General features: G+C 72.7%; 12 protein-coding genes. 4 read left to right on the plus strand and 8 right to left on the minus strand.

Going from position 1 to position 15,128, the window contains the following annotated elements; all coding sequences use genetic code 11:
- Positions 1 to 5: 5 nt before the first annotated feature.
- Entirely contained in the window at positions 6 to 1,397 is a 1,392-nt protein-coding gene (locus I3V78_RS35570) for an ATP-binding protein (protein ID WP_204494905.1), read from the minus strand.
- Positions 1,394 to 1,894, minus strand: a complete 501-nt coding sequence (locus I3V78_RS35575) for a hypothetical protein (protein WP_204494906.1) — start codon at positions 1,892 to 1,894, stop codon at positions 1,394 to 1,396. The genes I3V78_RS35570 and I3V78_RS35575 overlap by 4 nt, the downstream gene beginning before the upstream one ends.
- Positions 1,895 to 2,176: 282 nt before the next feature.
- On the opposite strand from I3V78_RS35575, the gene I3V78_RS35580 reads away from it, so the two are divergent.
- Positions 2,177 to 2,500: a hypothetical protein gene (locus I3V78_RS35580; protein WP_204494907.1), complete on the plus strand. Its 324-nt coding sequence runs from the start codon at positions 2,177 to 2,179 to the stop codon at positions 2,498 to 2,500.
- A 269-nt stretch (positions 2,501 to 2,769) separates the two neighbouring features.
- The gene (locus tag I3V78_RS35585; protein ID WP_204494910.1) at positions 2,770 to 2,997 is read left to right on the plus strand and encodes a hypothetical protein; all 228 of its coding nucleotides are present in this window, start codon (positions 2,770 to 2,772) and stop codon (positions 2,995 to 2,997) included.
- Positions 2,998 to 3,101: 104 nt separating this feature from the next.
- Here I3V78_RS35585 and I3V78_RS35590 read toward each other — a convergent pair whose 3' ends face one another.
- From I3V78_RS35590 to I3V78_RS35610, 5 genes are read right to left on the minus strand one after another with little or no spacing between them, the layout of a single operon-like run.
- Positions 3,102 to 3,833 (minus strand): ABC transporter ATP-binding protein, encoded by a 732-nt coding sequence (locus I3V78_RS35590; RefSeq protein WP_204494912.1) that lies wholly within the window; start codon positions 3,831 to 3,833, stop codon positions 3,102 to 3,104.
- Between the two features lie 17 nt (positions 3,834 to 3,850).
- Complete coding sequence (locus tag I3V78_RS35595) at positions 3,851 to 5,263, minus strand: hypothetical protein (protein WP_204494914.1); 1,413 nt, start codon at positions 5,261 to 5,263, stop codon at positions 3,851 to 3,853.
- Between the two features lie 17 nt (positions 5,264 to 5,280).
- Complete coding sequence (locus I3V78_RS35600; protein ID WP_204494916.1) at positions 5,281 to 6,006, minus strand: outer membrane lipoprotein-sorting protein; 726 nt, start codon at positions 6,004 to 6,006, stop codon at positions 5,281 to 5,283.
- 43 nt (positions 6,007 to 6,049) lie between these two features.
- Positions 6,050 to 7,276, minus strand: a complete 1,227-nt coding sequence (locus tag I3V78_RS35605; RefSeq protein WP_204494918.1) for an ABC transporter permease — start codon at positions 7,274 to 7,276, stop codon at positions 6,050 to 6,052.
- Positions 7,273 to 8,529 carry an ABC transporter permease gene (locus I3V78_RS35610; RefSeq protein WP_204494920.1) on the minus strand — a complete coding sequence of 419 codons (1,257 nt, stop codon included), beginning with the start codon at positions 8,527 to 8,529 and terminating at the stop codon, positions 7,273 to 7,275. Before I3V78_RS35610 ends, I3V78_RS35605 begins: the two co-directional genes overlap by 4 nt.
- A gap of 347 nt (positions 8,530 to 8,876) precedes the next feature.
- Between I3V78_RS35610 and I3V78_RS35615 the strand changes: the two genes are divergently transcribed.
- Both I3V78_RS35615 and I3V78_RS35620 read left to right on the plus strand, forming a co-directional pair.
- A complete protein-coding gene (locus tag I3V78_RS35615; RefSeq protein WP_204494922.1) occupies positions 8,877 to 10,694 on the plus strand; it encodes a serine/threonine-protein kinase in 1,818 nt (605 codons plus the stop codon).
- Positions 10,695 to 10,765: 71 nt separating this feature from the next.
- Positions 10,766 to 14,542: a DUF3857 domain-containing protein gene (locus I3V78_RS35620; RefSeq protein WP_204494924.1), complete on the plus strand. Its 3,777-nt coding sequence runs from the start codon at positions 10,766 to 10,768 to the stop codon at positions 14,540 to 14,542.
- Between the two features lie 9 nt (positions 14,543 to 14,551).
- Here the strand turns inward: I3V78_RS35620 and sufT are convergent, their stop codons facing one another.
- On the minus strand, positions 14,552 to 15,115 hold the full coding sequence (gene sufT, locus I3V78_RS35625; protein ID WP_204494926.1) for a putative Fe-S cluster assembly protein SufT: 564 nt from the start codon (positions 15,113 to 15,115) through the stop codon (positions 14,552 to 14,554).
- Positions 15,116 to 15,128 lie beyond the last annotated feature (13 nt).

Raw genomic sequence — 15,128 nt, forward strand, 5'->3', positions numbered from 1 at the left:
CCACTCTAGCCCGCCCGGCGCAGGGTGGGCGGGGCCTCGGCCACGAGCGGGAAGCGCACCGTCACCCGCGTGCCCTCGCCCAACGCCGAGCGCAGGTGCAGGGTGCCCTCGTGGGCCTCCACCAGCCGCCGGGTGGTGGCCAGGCCCAGGCCGTGGCCGGGGATCTCCCGCGTCTCCGGCGCCCGGAAGAAGGGCTGGAAGAGCTTGCCCTGGGTCTCCGCGCTCATGCCCACGCCGTTGTCGACCACCTCCAGCACCGCCTGGCCGCCCTCACTCGCCACGCGCACGCTCACCCGCGCGTCCGGCCGGCCCGCCGTGTACTTCACCGCGTTGGACAACAGGTTCTGCGCCACGAGCTGCAAGAGCTGCGAGGGACAGGCCACCCGCACCCCGGCGCTCACGTCGCGCTCGAGCGCCACGCCCTGCGCGGCGGCCGTCTGGCTCACCTCGAGCAGGAGCGTCGTCACCGCCGTGTCCAGCTCGCCCACCGTGGGCTCGCCCCGCGTGCCCGAGCGGCAGAAGCGCAAGAGCGCCTCGATGAGCTCGCCCATGCGTTTGGCGCTCGACTCGGACAGGCCCACCAGCTCCAGCGCCTGCGGGTCCTTCACCGCCCCCGAGCGGCGCAGGAGCGTCAGGTAGCCCTTGAGCGGCGACAGGGGCCCCATCAGGTCGTGCGCCACGCGCTGGGTGAAGGCGTCCAGTTCCTGGTTGCGCCGGTCCAGCTCCTTCAATTGCTCCTGGATGGTGGCGTCCTGCCGGCCCAGCACCGAGGTGATGTGCAGCCCCACCACGAGCGACACCAGCAGGGCCAGCGCGGTCACCACCACGCCCAGGCCCAGGTTGCGCGCGCGCAGGGACGCCAGGTGGCTGAGCAGCATGCGCGACTCGTCCGCGTTCTCCTGGGTGAGCTGCCCGGCCAGCCCGTCGATCTCGTCCGCCACCGGCCGCACCTGGGCCACCAGGTGATGCCGGGCCCGCTCGGCCTCCTGGCGGTTGGACAGGAGCGCGGCGGCACGCACCTGCTCGGCCAGGCGGTTGCAGGCCTGGTTGAAGCGCAGCCACACCCCGAGCGTGTCGTCCCGCGGCAGGCTGCGCGTGTAGGCCTCGGAGGCCTCGCGCACGTCCGCGAGGATGTCCTCCATCACCTCGTCGGCGGCCTGGCGCTCGGAGTCGTCGGTGGCGCGGATGTGCGCCTCGATGGCGGACTCCAGGGAGAGCGCGTCCACGCGGATGCGGCCGATGAGGCCCGCGCGGTCCAGCGCCTCCTGGAAGCGCGCGGCCACGTCGTGGCTCGTGCGCACGTCCGTCCAGAGCGTGAAGCCCGCCACGGCCGACATCAGCAGCACCGCGAAGAGGAACGCCACGCGGTAGCCCCGGATGGTCGCGCGGGCGCTCACGGCAGACCGGACGAGGGGGGCGGCGAGGGCGCGGGCACGGCGGGCGCGGGGGGCGCGGGCACGGCGGCGGGGACGGGCGCGGGCGCGCCCTGCGGCTGGCTGCGGCGCCGGGCCCGGGACAGCGCGGACTGGAACCACACGTCCTCCACTTCCTCCTGGATGGCCGTCAACTCGCGCTGGCGCGTCACCAGGTGGGCGTTGTGCTCCACGAGCGAGTGACGCTCGGCCGCCGCCCGATCCTGCTCCTCCTGCAGCCGCTCCTGCATCACCTGACGCGTGAGCCGGATGGACTCGGCGCGCTCGTGGACCACCACCTCCAGCGCGCTCTCCGCCGCGGCCAGCCGCACCGCGAGCGCTTCCGCCCGCTCGCTCTCCGCCAGATACCGCGCCCGCCACCGCTCCACATCATCCGACACCGGCGGCGGCACGATCACCCGGGGAGTCGCACACCCGGCACCCAACCCCACCACGGCCATGGCGATATAGAGGTACCGCATACCGTCGTTCCCGTCCCTCCGCGTGCGCGTCATGCGCCTGTGGCGAGGCCGGGCTTTAACGCGACCGGCTGACGTGCGGCAGCATCCCCAAGATGCGCGGTGGCGTCAAAGACCCGATGGCCTTCCTGGGGAGGGTGCCCCCAGTCCGGGCAGGCGACATGGGGAGAATCTCCGCAACCCAACACCTCCCCTCCCCGCAATCCACCGTGGCACGGCGGCTGCTGAGTGTCTCAAATGGAACGTCGCAATCCCGCGATGAGTCGTCCGTCTCAGGAGCCCCCCATGAAGAACATGATCGCCGCCCTCGTCGTCTCCGCCTCGCTGTCCGCCTTCGCCGCCGACACGGCCAAGCCCGCCGCCGCCGCTCCCGCGCCCACCGCGCGCTCCGAGGTGAAGCCCGAGGGCATGAAGGCCGAGCCCATGAAGACCCCCGAGCCCATGAAGGCCGAGCCGATGAAGGCCGAGGCCGCCCCCGCCGAGACGGCCCGCTCCGAGGTGAAGCCCGAGGGCGTCAAGGCCGAGGCCAACTCCATGGAGAAGAAGCCGGCCAAGAAGCCCGCCAAGAAGGCCGCCAAGAAGACCGAGGCCGCCGCCGAGACCAAGTAGTCACCGCGCCTCCACCCGAGGCCCGCGCGGGGCGCTTTCCGGACCTCCGGAAGGCGCCCCGTGTCGTTTCCGCCACCGTTTGAGGACAGAGCACCGGGTCCCGCGCTCCCGCGCCCTACCTCCCCCAGCGAGCTGGCGAGAATCTCCCCACCGCCGCGGGGGCCGTTCCTCTCAAGCCAGACATGGCACGGCGGATGCTCTGGACCTAGCTTCGCCAGGCCGCATTCCGCGGCGTCAGCGAGTTGGTTTGAGCTCAGGGGATTAACACCATGAAGAAGATTCTCGCCATCGCCCTCATGTCTGTTTCCGTTTCCGCCTTCGCCGCCGACACCAAGAAGACCGAGACCAAGACCGAGACCAAGACCCAGATGAACGGCATGGAGGGTGACGCGCCTCGCGAGCAGAAGACCGAGACCACCACCATGCACTCGGACGAGGACGGCAACACCAAGACCAAGACCGAGGAGACCAAGAAGACCAAGACCAAGAGCAAGTAGTGCGCTCTTGAGGGCTCGCGGTGACGCGAACCTCCTCGTCGGGGGTGTTCCTTCCCATCCGTGGAAGGGACGCCCCCGTTGTTTTTTCCCGGCCCGCCTCGGCCTCAGGACGCGATCGAGGCCCGACGGCCGAGCGCGGGCAGCTCGCCCGGCACGAGCCGACCGTCCTGCATGTGCACCACCCGCCAGGCGTGCTCCACCACCCGGGGGTCGTGCGTGGAGAAGAGGAACGTCACCCCCTGCTCCCGGTTGAGCCGCAGCATCAGGTCGAGGATCTGCTGGCTCGTCGTCGAGTCCAGGTTGGCCGTGGGCTCGTCGGCCAACACCAGCCGCGGCTCGGTGATGAGCGCCCGGGCGATGGCCACGCGCTGCCGCTGCCCTCCCGACAGCTCGTCCGGTTTGTGATGCAGAAAGGGAGACAGGCCCACCGCGTCCGCCAGGGCCTCCACGCGCGTGCGCAGGGCGCGCCGGTGGCGGCCGCTGTCGGGGCGCAGGCGGCAGGGCAACTCGATGTTCTCCGCCACGTCCAGCACGGGGATGAGGTTGAAGCTCTGGAAGATGAAGCCGACCTTGCGGTTGCGCACCTCGGCGAGCGCGTCGAAGTCCCGGTCGCCGACCTCCTCTCCGTCCAAGCGGTAGGAGCCGCTCGTGGCGCGGTCCAGACACCCGAGGATGTTGAGCAGCGTCGTCTTCCCGCTGCCCGAGGGGCCCGTCACCACGGTGAACTCGCCCGGGGCGACCGACAGGTCCACGCCCCGCAGCGCGCTCACCCGGTGCTTGCCCAGGGCGTAGTCGCGGGTGATGCCACGGAGTTCGAGAAGGGAATGAGAGGGCATGTGCGGGACATCCTTCGTCAATAGAAGAGGTGGACCTGGAAGAGCGCGCGGTACTCCAGGGGCAAGAGCCCCAGCTCGCTCACGGGCGTGGACGTGCCCGGCCGCGTGGCCGCGAGCGCGCGCGGCCCCCGCCACGGCACGAAGCCGGACAGCGTGAGCGTCATCCACTCGGTGCTGGCCCAGGCGAGGCTCGGCGTGACGAGCCCCGACAGGTCGCCCAGGTGGCTCATCACCGTCACCGCCAGGGTGAAGTCCTCGCGGATCTTCGGCTTCTGGAAGCTCAGGAAGGCGTAGTGCCGCCCCAAGGGCTCGAAGCTGAACTTGCGCGGCGCGCCCGTGTCCACGCCCGCCTCCGGCGCCCCCAGGCCCCGCCCCGCGTCCTGGAGCTCACGCGGCAGGCCCAGCGCGTTGACGTAGTCCTGGAACTCGCCCCGGGTGAGCCCATCCGACTGGTACAGGTACTCGAGCGACAGCAGGGACTCGTCGCCGAACTGGTAGCGCGAGCCGGCGAGCACCCGGGGCCGGAGCGTGCGCTCGTCCCGCCGCCGCGCGGCGAACAGCGGCTGCTCACTCAGCACGCACCCCGCGGCCGCCGCGCCATCCGCCACGCACGCGCCCACCGGGTAGCGCCGCGCCGAGCCCCGGCCCACCAGCGCCTCCACGTGCAGCTCGTAGTCCTTCAGGAAGTAGCGCGAGAAGGACAGGCCCACGCGCGTCTTGGACTCCAGCGCGTCGCCGTACAGGTTGGAGTGGAAGAGCATCAGGTTGACGTCCGCGTCGGCCACCAGGGCGTAGACGCGCGCGGCCAGGAGGTAGTGCGCCTGGGTGTCCTGGCGGTCCCACTTCGGGTAGACGAGCAGCGCCTGGGGCAGGCCCTGGTGCTGCGCGAGCACCGCGGGGCTCGCCAGGAAGGTGAAGGCGAAGCGCTCGAGCGGCACCTCCACCCGCGCCAGGTAGGCGCCCGCGCGCTGCAGGCCCGGGTCCGTCGGATCCTTGGGGGGGTTGAGCAGATCCGTCGGGTTGTAGGCCAGCCCCGCGCCCCAGACGACACGCTTCTTGCCCGCGAGCAGGTGCAGTTGCGGCAGCACCTCGTGGCTCACGTACAGCTCGTTGAGCGACACCACGGGCCGGGCCGCGCCCGTGGCCCGCTCGGCGAGCGCCACCTCGCGGCCCGCGGCATCCAGCCCCCGGTAGCGCCCCCCCGTCTGAAGGAAGAGCGACAGGTCCGCCGACACGAAGCCGCCCTCGCGGTAGGCGTGCCAGGGCTGCACGTTGAACTCCAGGAGCTGCTGCACCTCGGCCTGCTCGTCCGTGGGCACGAGACCCGCGACGCGCGAGCGCTGGAACTGGGTGCGGCTCTCCACGTAGCCCGTCACCTCGGCGGCGGACGCGGGCGCGCTCGCCCAGAGCACGCCCATCAAGAGGCTCACGCGCGCGGCATCCATGATCAGCGGCCCAGGTCCACTTGGGTGAAGCGCTGGGGCGGCGCCTCCACGCGCAGGTGCATGGCGTGGATGACGAGCTCCGAGCGCCGCGCCTTCACCAGCTCGTTGCGCATCACCACGCGCGCCGGCCGGGTGTAGCCCTTCTCGAACTCCTTGTAGTCGGTGAACTCCGCGCTGCGCAGGAGCTGCCCGCTCGTGCCGTAGTACTCGCCGCGCACGGGCAGCCCGTCGCTCTTGCGCACCCACAGCTTGATGACGTCGTAGGCCGTCTCGGGCGACTTCGCCTTGAGCACCAGCGCGTACGTGTCCGCCACGGCCGAGTCCACGCGCTCGCAGGCGTAGTCCTTCGTGTAGTTCACCCGCATCACGTCCGCGTTGTTGAAGTCCCCGCCCTGGAAGCTGTCGCGGTTGGCGATGCGCGTGGCGCGCTTGAGCGACGGCAGGTACACCCACATGTTGTCGCCCGAGCGCAGCATCTCCTGGCCCCGCGCGCTCGCCGGATCCTTGAACCAGACGCGGAAGCGGTCCTCCTCGCCCCGGAGCATCTTCATCACGTAGGTGCGGTGCGAGCCGTCCTCGCGGTACGCCGTCATCTCCGACTCGGACTCGAAGGTGGGCGGGCCCATCACCGCGTCGTAGCGCGCGAGCAGCTCGGCCGCCGTGGGCTCACCGGCCAGCGCCGGCGCCGCCACGAGCCACGTCATCACCGCCAGGCAGAACACTCTCATCCGCATACACTCCTCGGGCATCGGGACAGGGTTGAACGGCACGTCACACCGAGCGCAGCGCTTCCACGGGACGCAGGCGGCTGGCCTTCCAGGCCGGCCAGGCCGCGGCGGCGAGCGCGCCCGCCACCGCCACGGCGAAGGTGAGCAGCACGAAGGACGGGCGCAGCTCGGGCCGCAGGAGCGAGGTGGAGCCCGTGTTGAACACCATGGCCATGGGGATGCCCCGCGCGGCGATGGCGCGCACGAGCGCCCAGCCCACCGCCACGCCCCCCACCGCCCCGAGCACGCCCAGGAGCGCCGCCTCCCACAGGAAGAGCACCAGCACCTGCCGCCGCCGCATGCCCACCGCCAGGAGCGTGCCAATCTCCCGCACCCGCTCGAACACGCTCATGAGCGTGGTGTTGAGGATGCCGGTGAGGATGATGACGAAGAGGATGAGCCCGATGAGCCCCAGCACGAAGCGCATGCGCCCGAGCGTGTCGCCCACGAAGGGCTGGAGCTGACGCCAGGTGTGCACCTCGTAGCCGGGCCCCAGCCGCTCGCGCAGCGCGGTGGCCACGTGATCCAGCGCCTCCAGGTCCTCCACCGCCACGGCCAGCTCGGTGACCCGGCCCTCCAGGCCCAAGAGTTCCTGCGCGAGCGCCAGCGGCACCGTCACCACGCTCTTGTTCTCGTGCGGCAGGCCCGACACGCTCAAGCCCGCCACCGCCACGTCCAGCGCGTTGGCCCGGCCCCGGGGGCTCGACGAGGCGAGCGTCACCCGCCCCTCGGCCTGGGTGTGGAAGGCCCGCGCCAGCGCGTCCCCGAGCACGGCCCGGGCATGGTCCTCGGGCGTGAGCATCCGCCCGCCGGGCAGCACGTCGAAGCCCGCGCGGGGCACCGCCTGGGCCTCCGTGCTCACATCCAACCCGCGCCCCACGAACATCGTCTGCGAGAGGCCATTGCCCACCAGCCCGGAGAACTGGATGCGGCCCGTCACCCCGGTGACGCCGGGCACCGCGCGCACCCGGGCGAGCAGCGCCTCGTCATAGGGGATGCTCGGCTCGAGCAGCAGCGCGTCCCGGCTGGACATGTACCCGGTGGTGTGGACCTGCAGGGCGCCCGTCTTGCCCAGCACGATGTCCTCCACGATGAGGCGCAGGAAGCCGCCGATGAAGCCCTCCAGGACGAGCACGGCGGTGACGCCCAGGAGCACGGCGGCGAGGGTGACGAGGCTGCGGCGGGCGTTGCGCGCCACGTTGCGCACGGCGATGGAGGCGAGCGAGCTCATACGTGGGCCAGCGCCTCCACGGGACGCAGCTGGGCGGCGCGCCAGGCGGGCCACAGGGCGGCGAGCGCCGCGCCCACCGTGGCGAGCCCCACCGCGCGCGCCACGTACCCGGCGGAGACGAACGGGCGGATGACACTCTGCGACGCGGCGTCGGAGGACGGCAGGTGGATGCCGTGTCGGCCCAGCCACCACGTCGCGCCCCACCCCACCGCCGCGCCGAGCACCCCCCCGAGCAGCCCCAGCACCGCGCCCTCCAGCAGGAAGAGCGACACCACGTGCCGGCGCTTGAGGCCCACCGCCAGGAGCGTGCCGATCTCCCGCACCCGCTCCAGCACGTTCATCAACATCACGTTCACCACGCCCAGGAGCACCGTCACCAGGAACACCGCGGTGATGACGGCGAAGACGAAGTCCTGGTGCCGCGCGAGCTGCGCCACGAAGGGCAGCACGTCATCCCACGCATGCACCTCGTAGCCCGGGCCGAGCGCCGCCCGCGCCGCGTCGCGCACCGCGTGCACCTCCCCCAGGTCCTCCACGGACAGGGCGTACTCGGTGACGCGCCCCTCCATGCGCAGCACCCGCTGCGCCGTGCCCAGCGGCACGTAGCCCTGACGCTGGTCTCCCAGGGGCGCGCCCACCAGGGTGCCGGTGAGCCGCACCGCCTCGCCGTTGAGCACCCCTTCCCGATCCGCCGCGAGCAGCGCGGGCCAGGTGTCCGGCTCCGTCCGGGCGCCCCGCACCTGGGCCCCGAGGCTCCGGGCCATGTCCGCGTCGAGCAGCAGGCCCGGCGCGTCCACCCCCGACAGGTGCTCGCCCGCCACGAGCCACGTGAGCCGCCGCGGCGTCACCCGGGGCTCCAGTTCCGGCTCGTACGCGGTCACCAGGAGGTAGCCCGTGCGGCCCGCCTCGCCCTCGGCCCCGTCCGGCAGCGACAGCATGCTTCCGAAGACGATCCGCGGCGCCACGCCGGTGACGCCCGCCACGTCCGCCAGCCGCGCGCGCAAGCCAGGCGAGTCCTCCAGGTCCAACGTCAAGGGCGAGGCCTGGACATTGGCCAGGTAGCCCGCGCGGTGCACCTGGAGCGCCCCCACCTGCCCGAGGACGATGTTCTCCAGCACCGCGCGCTGCTGGCCGTTGATGAAGCCCCTCAGGCCCACCAGGGCGCCCACCCCCACCACCAGCGCGGCGAGCGAGATGGCGGTCCGGCGGGGATTGCGCAGGAGGTTGCGCGTGGCGAGCGGAAGCAGCCTCATGGGCGCCTCCGGCACGAGGACATCGCGATCATGGGGGTCGTGGCTCCGGGGAGGGGAAAGTCGGAGAGGCCGTGATTCCCGGCTTCGCACCACAGGGTGTTGATGGAATCCGCCCCCGCCCACTCCGCCCGGAAGCGCGGGGATTTAATGGGTAGCGCACGGACGGAATCCGCCGGGGGTGCAATCCGGGCGGCGAGCCCCCGTGTAGGAGACGAGTGGCCGCCACGTGACAGCCCTGCTCGCCTGCCCGCCGCTCGTTCATCGGGGGGTGCACATCGCCGGAGGTGTGGGGGGGCAACGCTACAGTCCCGTGGCGGCCTGTTCTGCTAGCCTGCGCGCGCCCCCCCATGTCCGCACTCGACACCACCTCCACCAGCATCAACCGGACGCATGCGCCGGATCTCATTCCCGGCTATCGCCTGGAGAAGCTCGTCGGCACCGGCGGGATGGGCGAGGTGCACAAGGCCACCCAGCTGTCCCTGGGCCGCACCGTGGCCATCAAGCTGCTCAGCCCCCAGCTCGCCCAGGACGAGAGCTTCGTCGCTCGCTTCCAGAAGGAGGCCGCGGCGCTCGCCACCCTGCACCACCCGCACATCGTCTCCATCCTGGACAAGGGCAGCACCCCCACCACCTATTACCTGGTGATGGAGTTCGTGGACGGGCCGTCCCTGCGCGAGCGCATCCGCCAGCCGCCCGCGGACCCGCTCGAGCAGCTGCGCGTCATGCTGCAGATCTGCCGGGCCATCGAGTACGCGCACCACCGGGGCGTCATCCACCGCGACTTGAAGCCGGAGAACATCCTCTTCGACACGCAGGCGGGGGACTTTCCCAAGGTGACGGACTTCGGGCTCGCCTCCTTCCTGGAGGACACGAGCGCGCGCTTCGCCCTCACCAGCACGCACGTGGCCATGGGCACGCTGTCCTATATGGCGCCCGAGCAGCGCGTGGACGCCAAGAGCGCGGACGCACGGGCGGACATCTTCGCGCTGGGCCTCATCTTCTACGAGCTGCTCGTGGGGGAACTGCCCGCGGGCCACTATGATCCGCCCTCGCGGCGCAAGCCCGGGTTGGATCCCCGCCTGGATGGCATCATCGCCAACTGCCTCAAGCAGCTGCCGGCGGACCGCTACGCGAGCGTGTCCGCGCTGATGCGCGACCTGGAGCCGATGGTGCCGCACTTCACCACGGTGTCCCCGGCGAAGCTCAGCCGCGCGCAGCGCTGGAAGCAGCGCGCGGCGCGGGGCCTGCGGGTGTGCGCGCAGGTGACGGCCTCGCTGATGGTGCTGGCCTCCGTGGGCGTGCTGGGCGCCGCGTGGCTGCGCACCACCGAGCAGCGGGTGCCGGTGACGCCAGGCACCGCGCTGACCGCGGACCTGGGCCCGCCCTCGGTGCAGCCCCTGGCGGGCCGCCTGTCCTCGGTGGACGGCGAGCCGCGCAAGGTGACGCTCGGCGAGGGCCCCGACAAACCCTCCCTGCTGGTGTCCGGCCGTCCGCTCGTGCTGGAGGACCGCAAGCTGCTCTTCCCGGCCGTGGAGGGCCAGTCCCGCGTGGGGCTCATGCGCGTGGACGTGCCCAACATGCGCGGAGATCAGGCGCGCTTCGTGGCGCGGGTGAGCGCGCGGGGCTCGGAGCCCACCTTCGGCAGGCGCCTCAAGGCCCTGTTCTACGGCGCGCCCCCGCCGCCCGAGACCGCCCTCATGCTGCTGGGCAGCACGGGCCGCTACGTGGCGTTCGTCTACAGCGGCCAGGGCGCCCCGCTGCGCCTGGAGTGGAACCTCGGGGAGAAGCGCGGGACGATGATCGGGCCCGACTCGCCCGAGGGCCCCATCGACCTGGAGCTGGAGGTGGACGAGGACGGCGTGCTCCAGGCCTCCGTGGGCAGCAAGGAGGACCGGCGCCTCGTGGCCGAGCCCCTGCACCTGGGGCCCCACTGGCAGGAGAAGCGCTTCGGCGACGAGCCCGTGCCCGCCCTGGGCTGTATCGAGGGCGTGTGTCAGGCGGAGAACTTCTCCTACACGGTCCGCCCGGTGCCGCCGCTCCGCGCCCCCGCCCCCGTCGCCGAGACGACCCGGGCGGAGCCCGTGCGGGCGGCCGCCCCCGCGCCGGTGAAGCGGGTGGTCCACAAGCCCGCCCCCGCCCCCTCGCGGGGCAAACGGTCGAAATAGGCCGACGGGGGCATCGGGGCCGCATGCGGATGTGGCCTCACCCGGGGGATTGAACTATCCCTGGGGACCCTATGCGCACGCCCCCCCGCCGAGTCCTGCCCGCGCTCCTGCTCGCCACCGGATTGATGTCCGGATGCGCCGCCCACACCGCCTCGTCCGCCGGGGTGCTCGAACGGGCCGCCAGCGCGGCGGACAAGGGCGCCTCCGAGGCCCGTACGCTCGCCTTCGCGGGCTTCCACGCCTGGCTGGTGAAGGGCGACGCCACGGAGGCCCAGGCCCGCTTCGACCAGGGCGCCGCGAAGGATCCCTCGGACCCCTACGTCCTGTACGGCCAGCACCTGCTGGCGCGCCGGGCCGGCCAGCCGCGCCGGGCCCTGGACACCGCGCTCGCGGTGGCCACGCGCGCCCCCACCCACCCGCTGGCGGCGCCCAGCGCGCGCTACGTGCTGGAGCTGGCGGGCGCCTCCGCCGTGCTGGATGACGCCATCCTCACGGGCGTGCACGCCGCGCTCGACGCCGGCGGCATCGGCGAGGCCGCCCAGCTCCTGCGCGCCACCCAGGCCCTCGTGCTCGGGACCCGGAGCGACCGCGCGGCCCAGGCGGCGGCGCTCCAGGACATGGGCGCCGCGGACACCGCCACCCTGCTCGGCCCCTTCTCCGCCTGGCACCTGCTCGGCTTCGACGAGCCGCTGGCCCCGGAGCGCACGGGCTCGCTCGCGGACGCGCTGCCCGGCCCCTTCGGCCCCTTGCAGCCGCGCGTGCTGCGCGCGCCGGACGGCCGGCTGGACGTGGCGGGCGAGACGTCCTCGGGGGACGTCTACCTGCTGGCGATGGACGCGGAGGTGCCCGAGGCGGGGGACTACGTGGCGCGCGCCGCGTCCGCCTCCTCGTACGTGCTGCACCTGGATGGCACGCGCGTGCTCGAGCGCCGGGGCTTCGCGCTCGCCGCGTCCACGGTGGACACGCGCGCGGTGCACCTGACGGCGGGCCGCCACCGCGTGATCGTGAAGCTGCTGCGCGAGCAGCGCTCCTCCAACGTGAGCGTGGCGCTGCTGCGCGCGGACGGGCGCCCCTCGGGGGTGCGCTTCAGCCCGGCCACCGGCGCCGCGCCCGCCACGTGGGGCCAGGCGCCCCGGGACATCCGCGCGCCGCTCGTCTACCCGCGCGCCGGGGACCTGGCCGCCGCGCTCGCCGACGAGGCCGGGCCCCTGCTGTCCGGCTTCATCGCGGTGCGTGACGGCATGGCGCGCGACCCGGATGGCGCCTGGCGGTTGATGACGCGGCTGCAGACGCTCACCCAGACGTCCGCGCTCCTGTCGCTGCGCGCGGAGCTGGCCGCGCAGGATCGCACCATTCCCAGCAAGGTGGCCCGGGGCCGCGCCACGCGGGACCTGGAGGTGGTGCTCGCCAAGGATCCCCGCGACGTGACGGCGCTGCTCCTGCGCGCGGAGCTGTCGCTCAATGACAACCAGCCGGCCGCGGCGCTGGAGACGCTCAAGACGGCCCGGGCGGCGGCCACGCCCGTGGGCTGGCCCCTGTTCATGCTGGAGGCGCGCGCCTCGCTCGCGCTGGAGGTGGACAACGCCGCCGAGGACAGCCTCACCGGGGCGCTCCAGGCCCAGCCGGGCCTGTGCGAGGCGCTCACCCTGCGCTACAGCCTGGCGCGGCGCCGGGACGCGGTGCAGCGCGCGGACGAGCTCGCCACGGCCATGGAGAACTGCCCGGGCGCGCTCAACCGGGCGGCGGACCACGCGCGCCTGCGCGGAGATCAGGCGCGCACGGAGGCGCTCTATCAGGAGCAGCTGCGGCGCAACCCCGGCGACGTCTCCACCGCCCTGGCGCTCGCCGCCGCGCAGGTGGCCCAGCGCCGCTTCCCCGAGGCCACCTCCACCCTCCAGGCGCTCAGCCTGCTCTGGCCGCGCAACGCCCGGGTGGTGGAGAAGTGGGCGGACGTGCGTGAGCTGGCGGGGGACAAGGCGGGCGCGCTGGCGCTGCGCGAGCGCGCGCTGCTGCTGGACGGGAGCAACCTCGCCCTGCGCCGCGCCGTGACGCGCGAGACGACGGGCCAGGAGCCGCTGCAGGCCCACGCCATCGACGGGCGCGAGGCCATCCGCGACTACGAGGCCAACAACCGCTCGGAGACGGCCTCGGCGGCCTACGTGCTGGACGCGGCGGCCACCCAGGTCTACCCGGACGGCTCGCAGGTGAGCCGCATCCACATGCTGCAGAAGGCGTTGGATCAGAGCGGCGTGCAGGAGATCGCCGAGGTGCGCCTGCCCTCCGGGGCCCAGACGCTGGCGCTGCGCACCGTCAAGGCGGACGGCCGGGTGCTGGAGCCGGAGAACATCGAGGGCAAGGACACCGTCAGCCTGCCGGGCGTACAGGTGGGGGACTTCGTGGAGGTGGAGTACCTGCTCGCCGAGGCCGCGCGCGGGCCGGGGCAGCCGGGCTTCAAGGCCTCGGACTTCTACTTCAGCGTCGCCGACATGCCGGACCACCGGGCGAGCTACACGGTGGTGGCGCCCAAGGGCACGGGCATGCGGGTGGACGCGCACAACGTCCAGGTGACGCCGCCCCAGGTGAAGGGCGAGCAGGAGGTGTTCACCCACGAGGCGCGCAACGTGCCGCCGCTCATCCCCGAGCCGGACGCGCCCTCCAGCAAGGAGTACCTGCCCTTCGTGACGGTGGGCGCGGGCGAGACGGGCAACGACGGGCTGGTGAAGACGTACGCGGACGCGTTCCTGGACCGGGGCGTCATCAACTGGGAGGTGGAGGCGTTCGCGCGCGAGGCGGTGGGTGACAAGCAGGGCGTGGAGGCCGTGCGGGCGCTCTACACGGCGGTGATGAAGCGCGTGGGCGGCCGGGACTCGGGGCTGTCGCTGTCGGCCGCGTCCACCATCGCGCAGGACCGGGGCAGCCGCATGTGGCTGCTCAAGGCGGGCCTGGAGTCACTGGGCATTCCCACGCGGCTCACGCTCGTGCGCACCTTCTCCTCGGACCCCTCGCCCTACCTCTTCCCCGAGGAGTCGCTGCTCTCCTACGTGGCCCTGCGCGCGGACGTGCCGGGCACGGGGCCGGTGTGGCTGGACACGAGCACGCGCTTCGCGCCCTTCGGGGAGATGCCCGAGACGACCCTGGGCGGCCTGGAGGCCTGGCTGCTGCCCGAGCCCGGCCGCGCGCTGGAGAAGGTGAAGACGCCGCCCCTGACGGCCCGGGAGGGCAAGCAGGTGAAGCTCACCCTGGAGGTGGACGCCGCGGGCCAGCTCACCGGCCAGGGCGAGGAGACGTACTCGGGCCATGAGGCGGCCCAGCTCGCCGAGGCCTTCGACGCCATCTCCGGAGACCGCCGCCGCCAGGCAATGCAGGGCGCGGTGGGCCGCTACTTCAACGGGGCGGACCTCACCGAGCTCGCCTTCGAGCACAAGGAGGAGGTGGGCGCGCCCTTCACGGTGAAGTACGCCTTCAAGGCGACGAACTTCGCCCGCGTGGAGGGCACGACGCTGGTGGTGCCGCCCATCACCATGCCCGCGCTGCTCGGGCGCCAGTACGTGCAGCTGAGCACCCGCACCATCCCCCTCTTCCTGGACCGCACGGACGCCACCCACACGGTGGTGACGCTGAAGATGCCCGCGGGCTACCGCCTCACGGATCCCCAGGCCCAGCTCAAGTCGGACAGCCCCTTCGGCCGGCTGCTGCGCACGGAGAAGCAGGAGGGCGGCGCGCTCGTCGTCGACGAGACCCTGCGCGTGGAGCGCGGCCGCATCCCGGTGAAGCAGTACGAGGACTTCGCGCACTTCGCGGGCGAGGTGGACCTCGTCCAGTCGCGCGACCTGGTGCTCAAGAAGTAGGGCCGCGCCTCAAATCCATCCGAGCTGGAGCCTCGCCACGTCCGACATCCGGTCCTGGCTCCAGGGCGGATCCCACACGAGCTGCACGTCCGCCTCGGCGACGCCCGGCACGGCCTTCACCTTCTGCCGCACGTCCTCCACCAGCACCGGGCCCATGCCACAGCCGGGCGCGGTCACCGTCATCTGGATCTCCACGCGCTGGCCGCCCTCGGGCAGGGGGCTGGCCTTGCACTCGTACACGAGCCCCAGCTCCACGATGTTCACCGGAATCTCCGGGTCGTACACCGTGCGCAGCTCGTCCCAGATGCGCTCCGGGTCGAACTCGCCTTCCGGCGCGGTCACGGCGGGCGGCGGCGCGGACTTCGCGAGCTGCGCGAGGTAGTCGGCCCCCAGCACCTCGACGTCCTTCTCGTCGATGCGCATGAGCTGACCGTAGTCGCCCTGCACCGTCACGTTGCCGCCGAGCGTCTGGAGCACGCGCACCTCGGTGCCCTCGGGCACCACCACGCGCTCGCCGCTCGGGATCATCGTCACCTCGCAGTCACGCGAGAGCAGTGTCTGTAACCCTCTCATCCCCATGTCCCTC

This window comes from Archangium primigenium (assembly GCF_016904885.1).
GTDB lineage: Bacteria > Myxococcota > Myxococcia > Myxococcales > Myxococcaceae > Cystobacter > Cystobacter primigenius.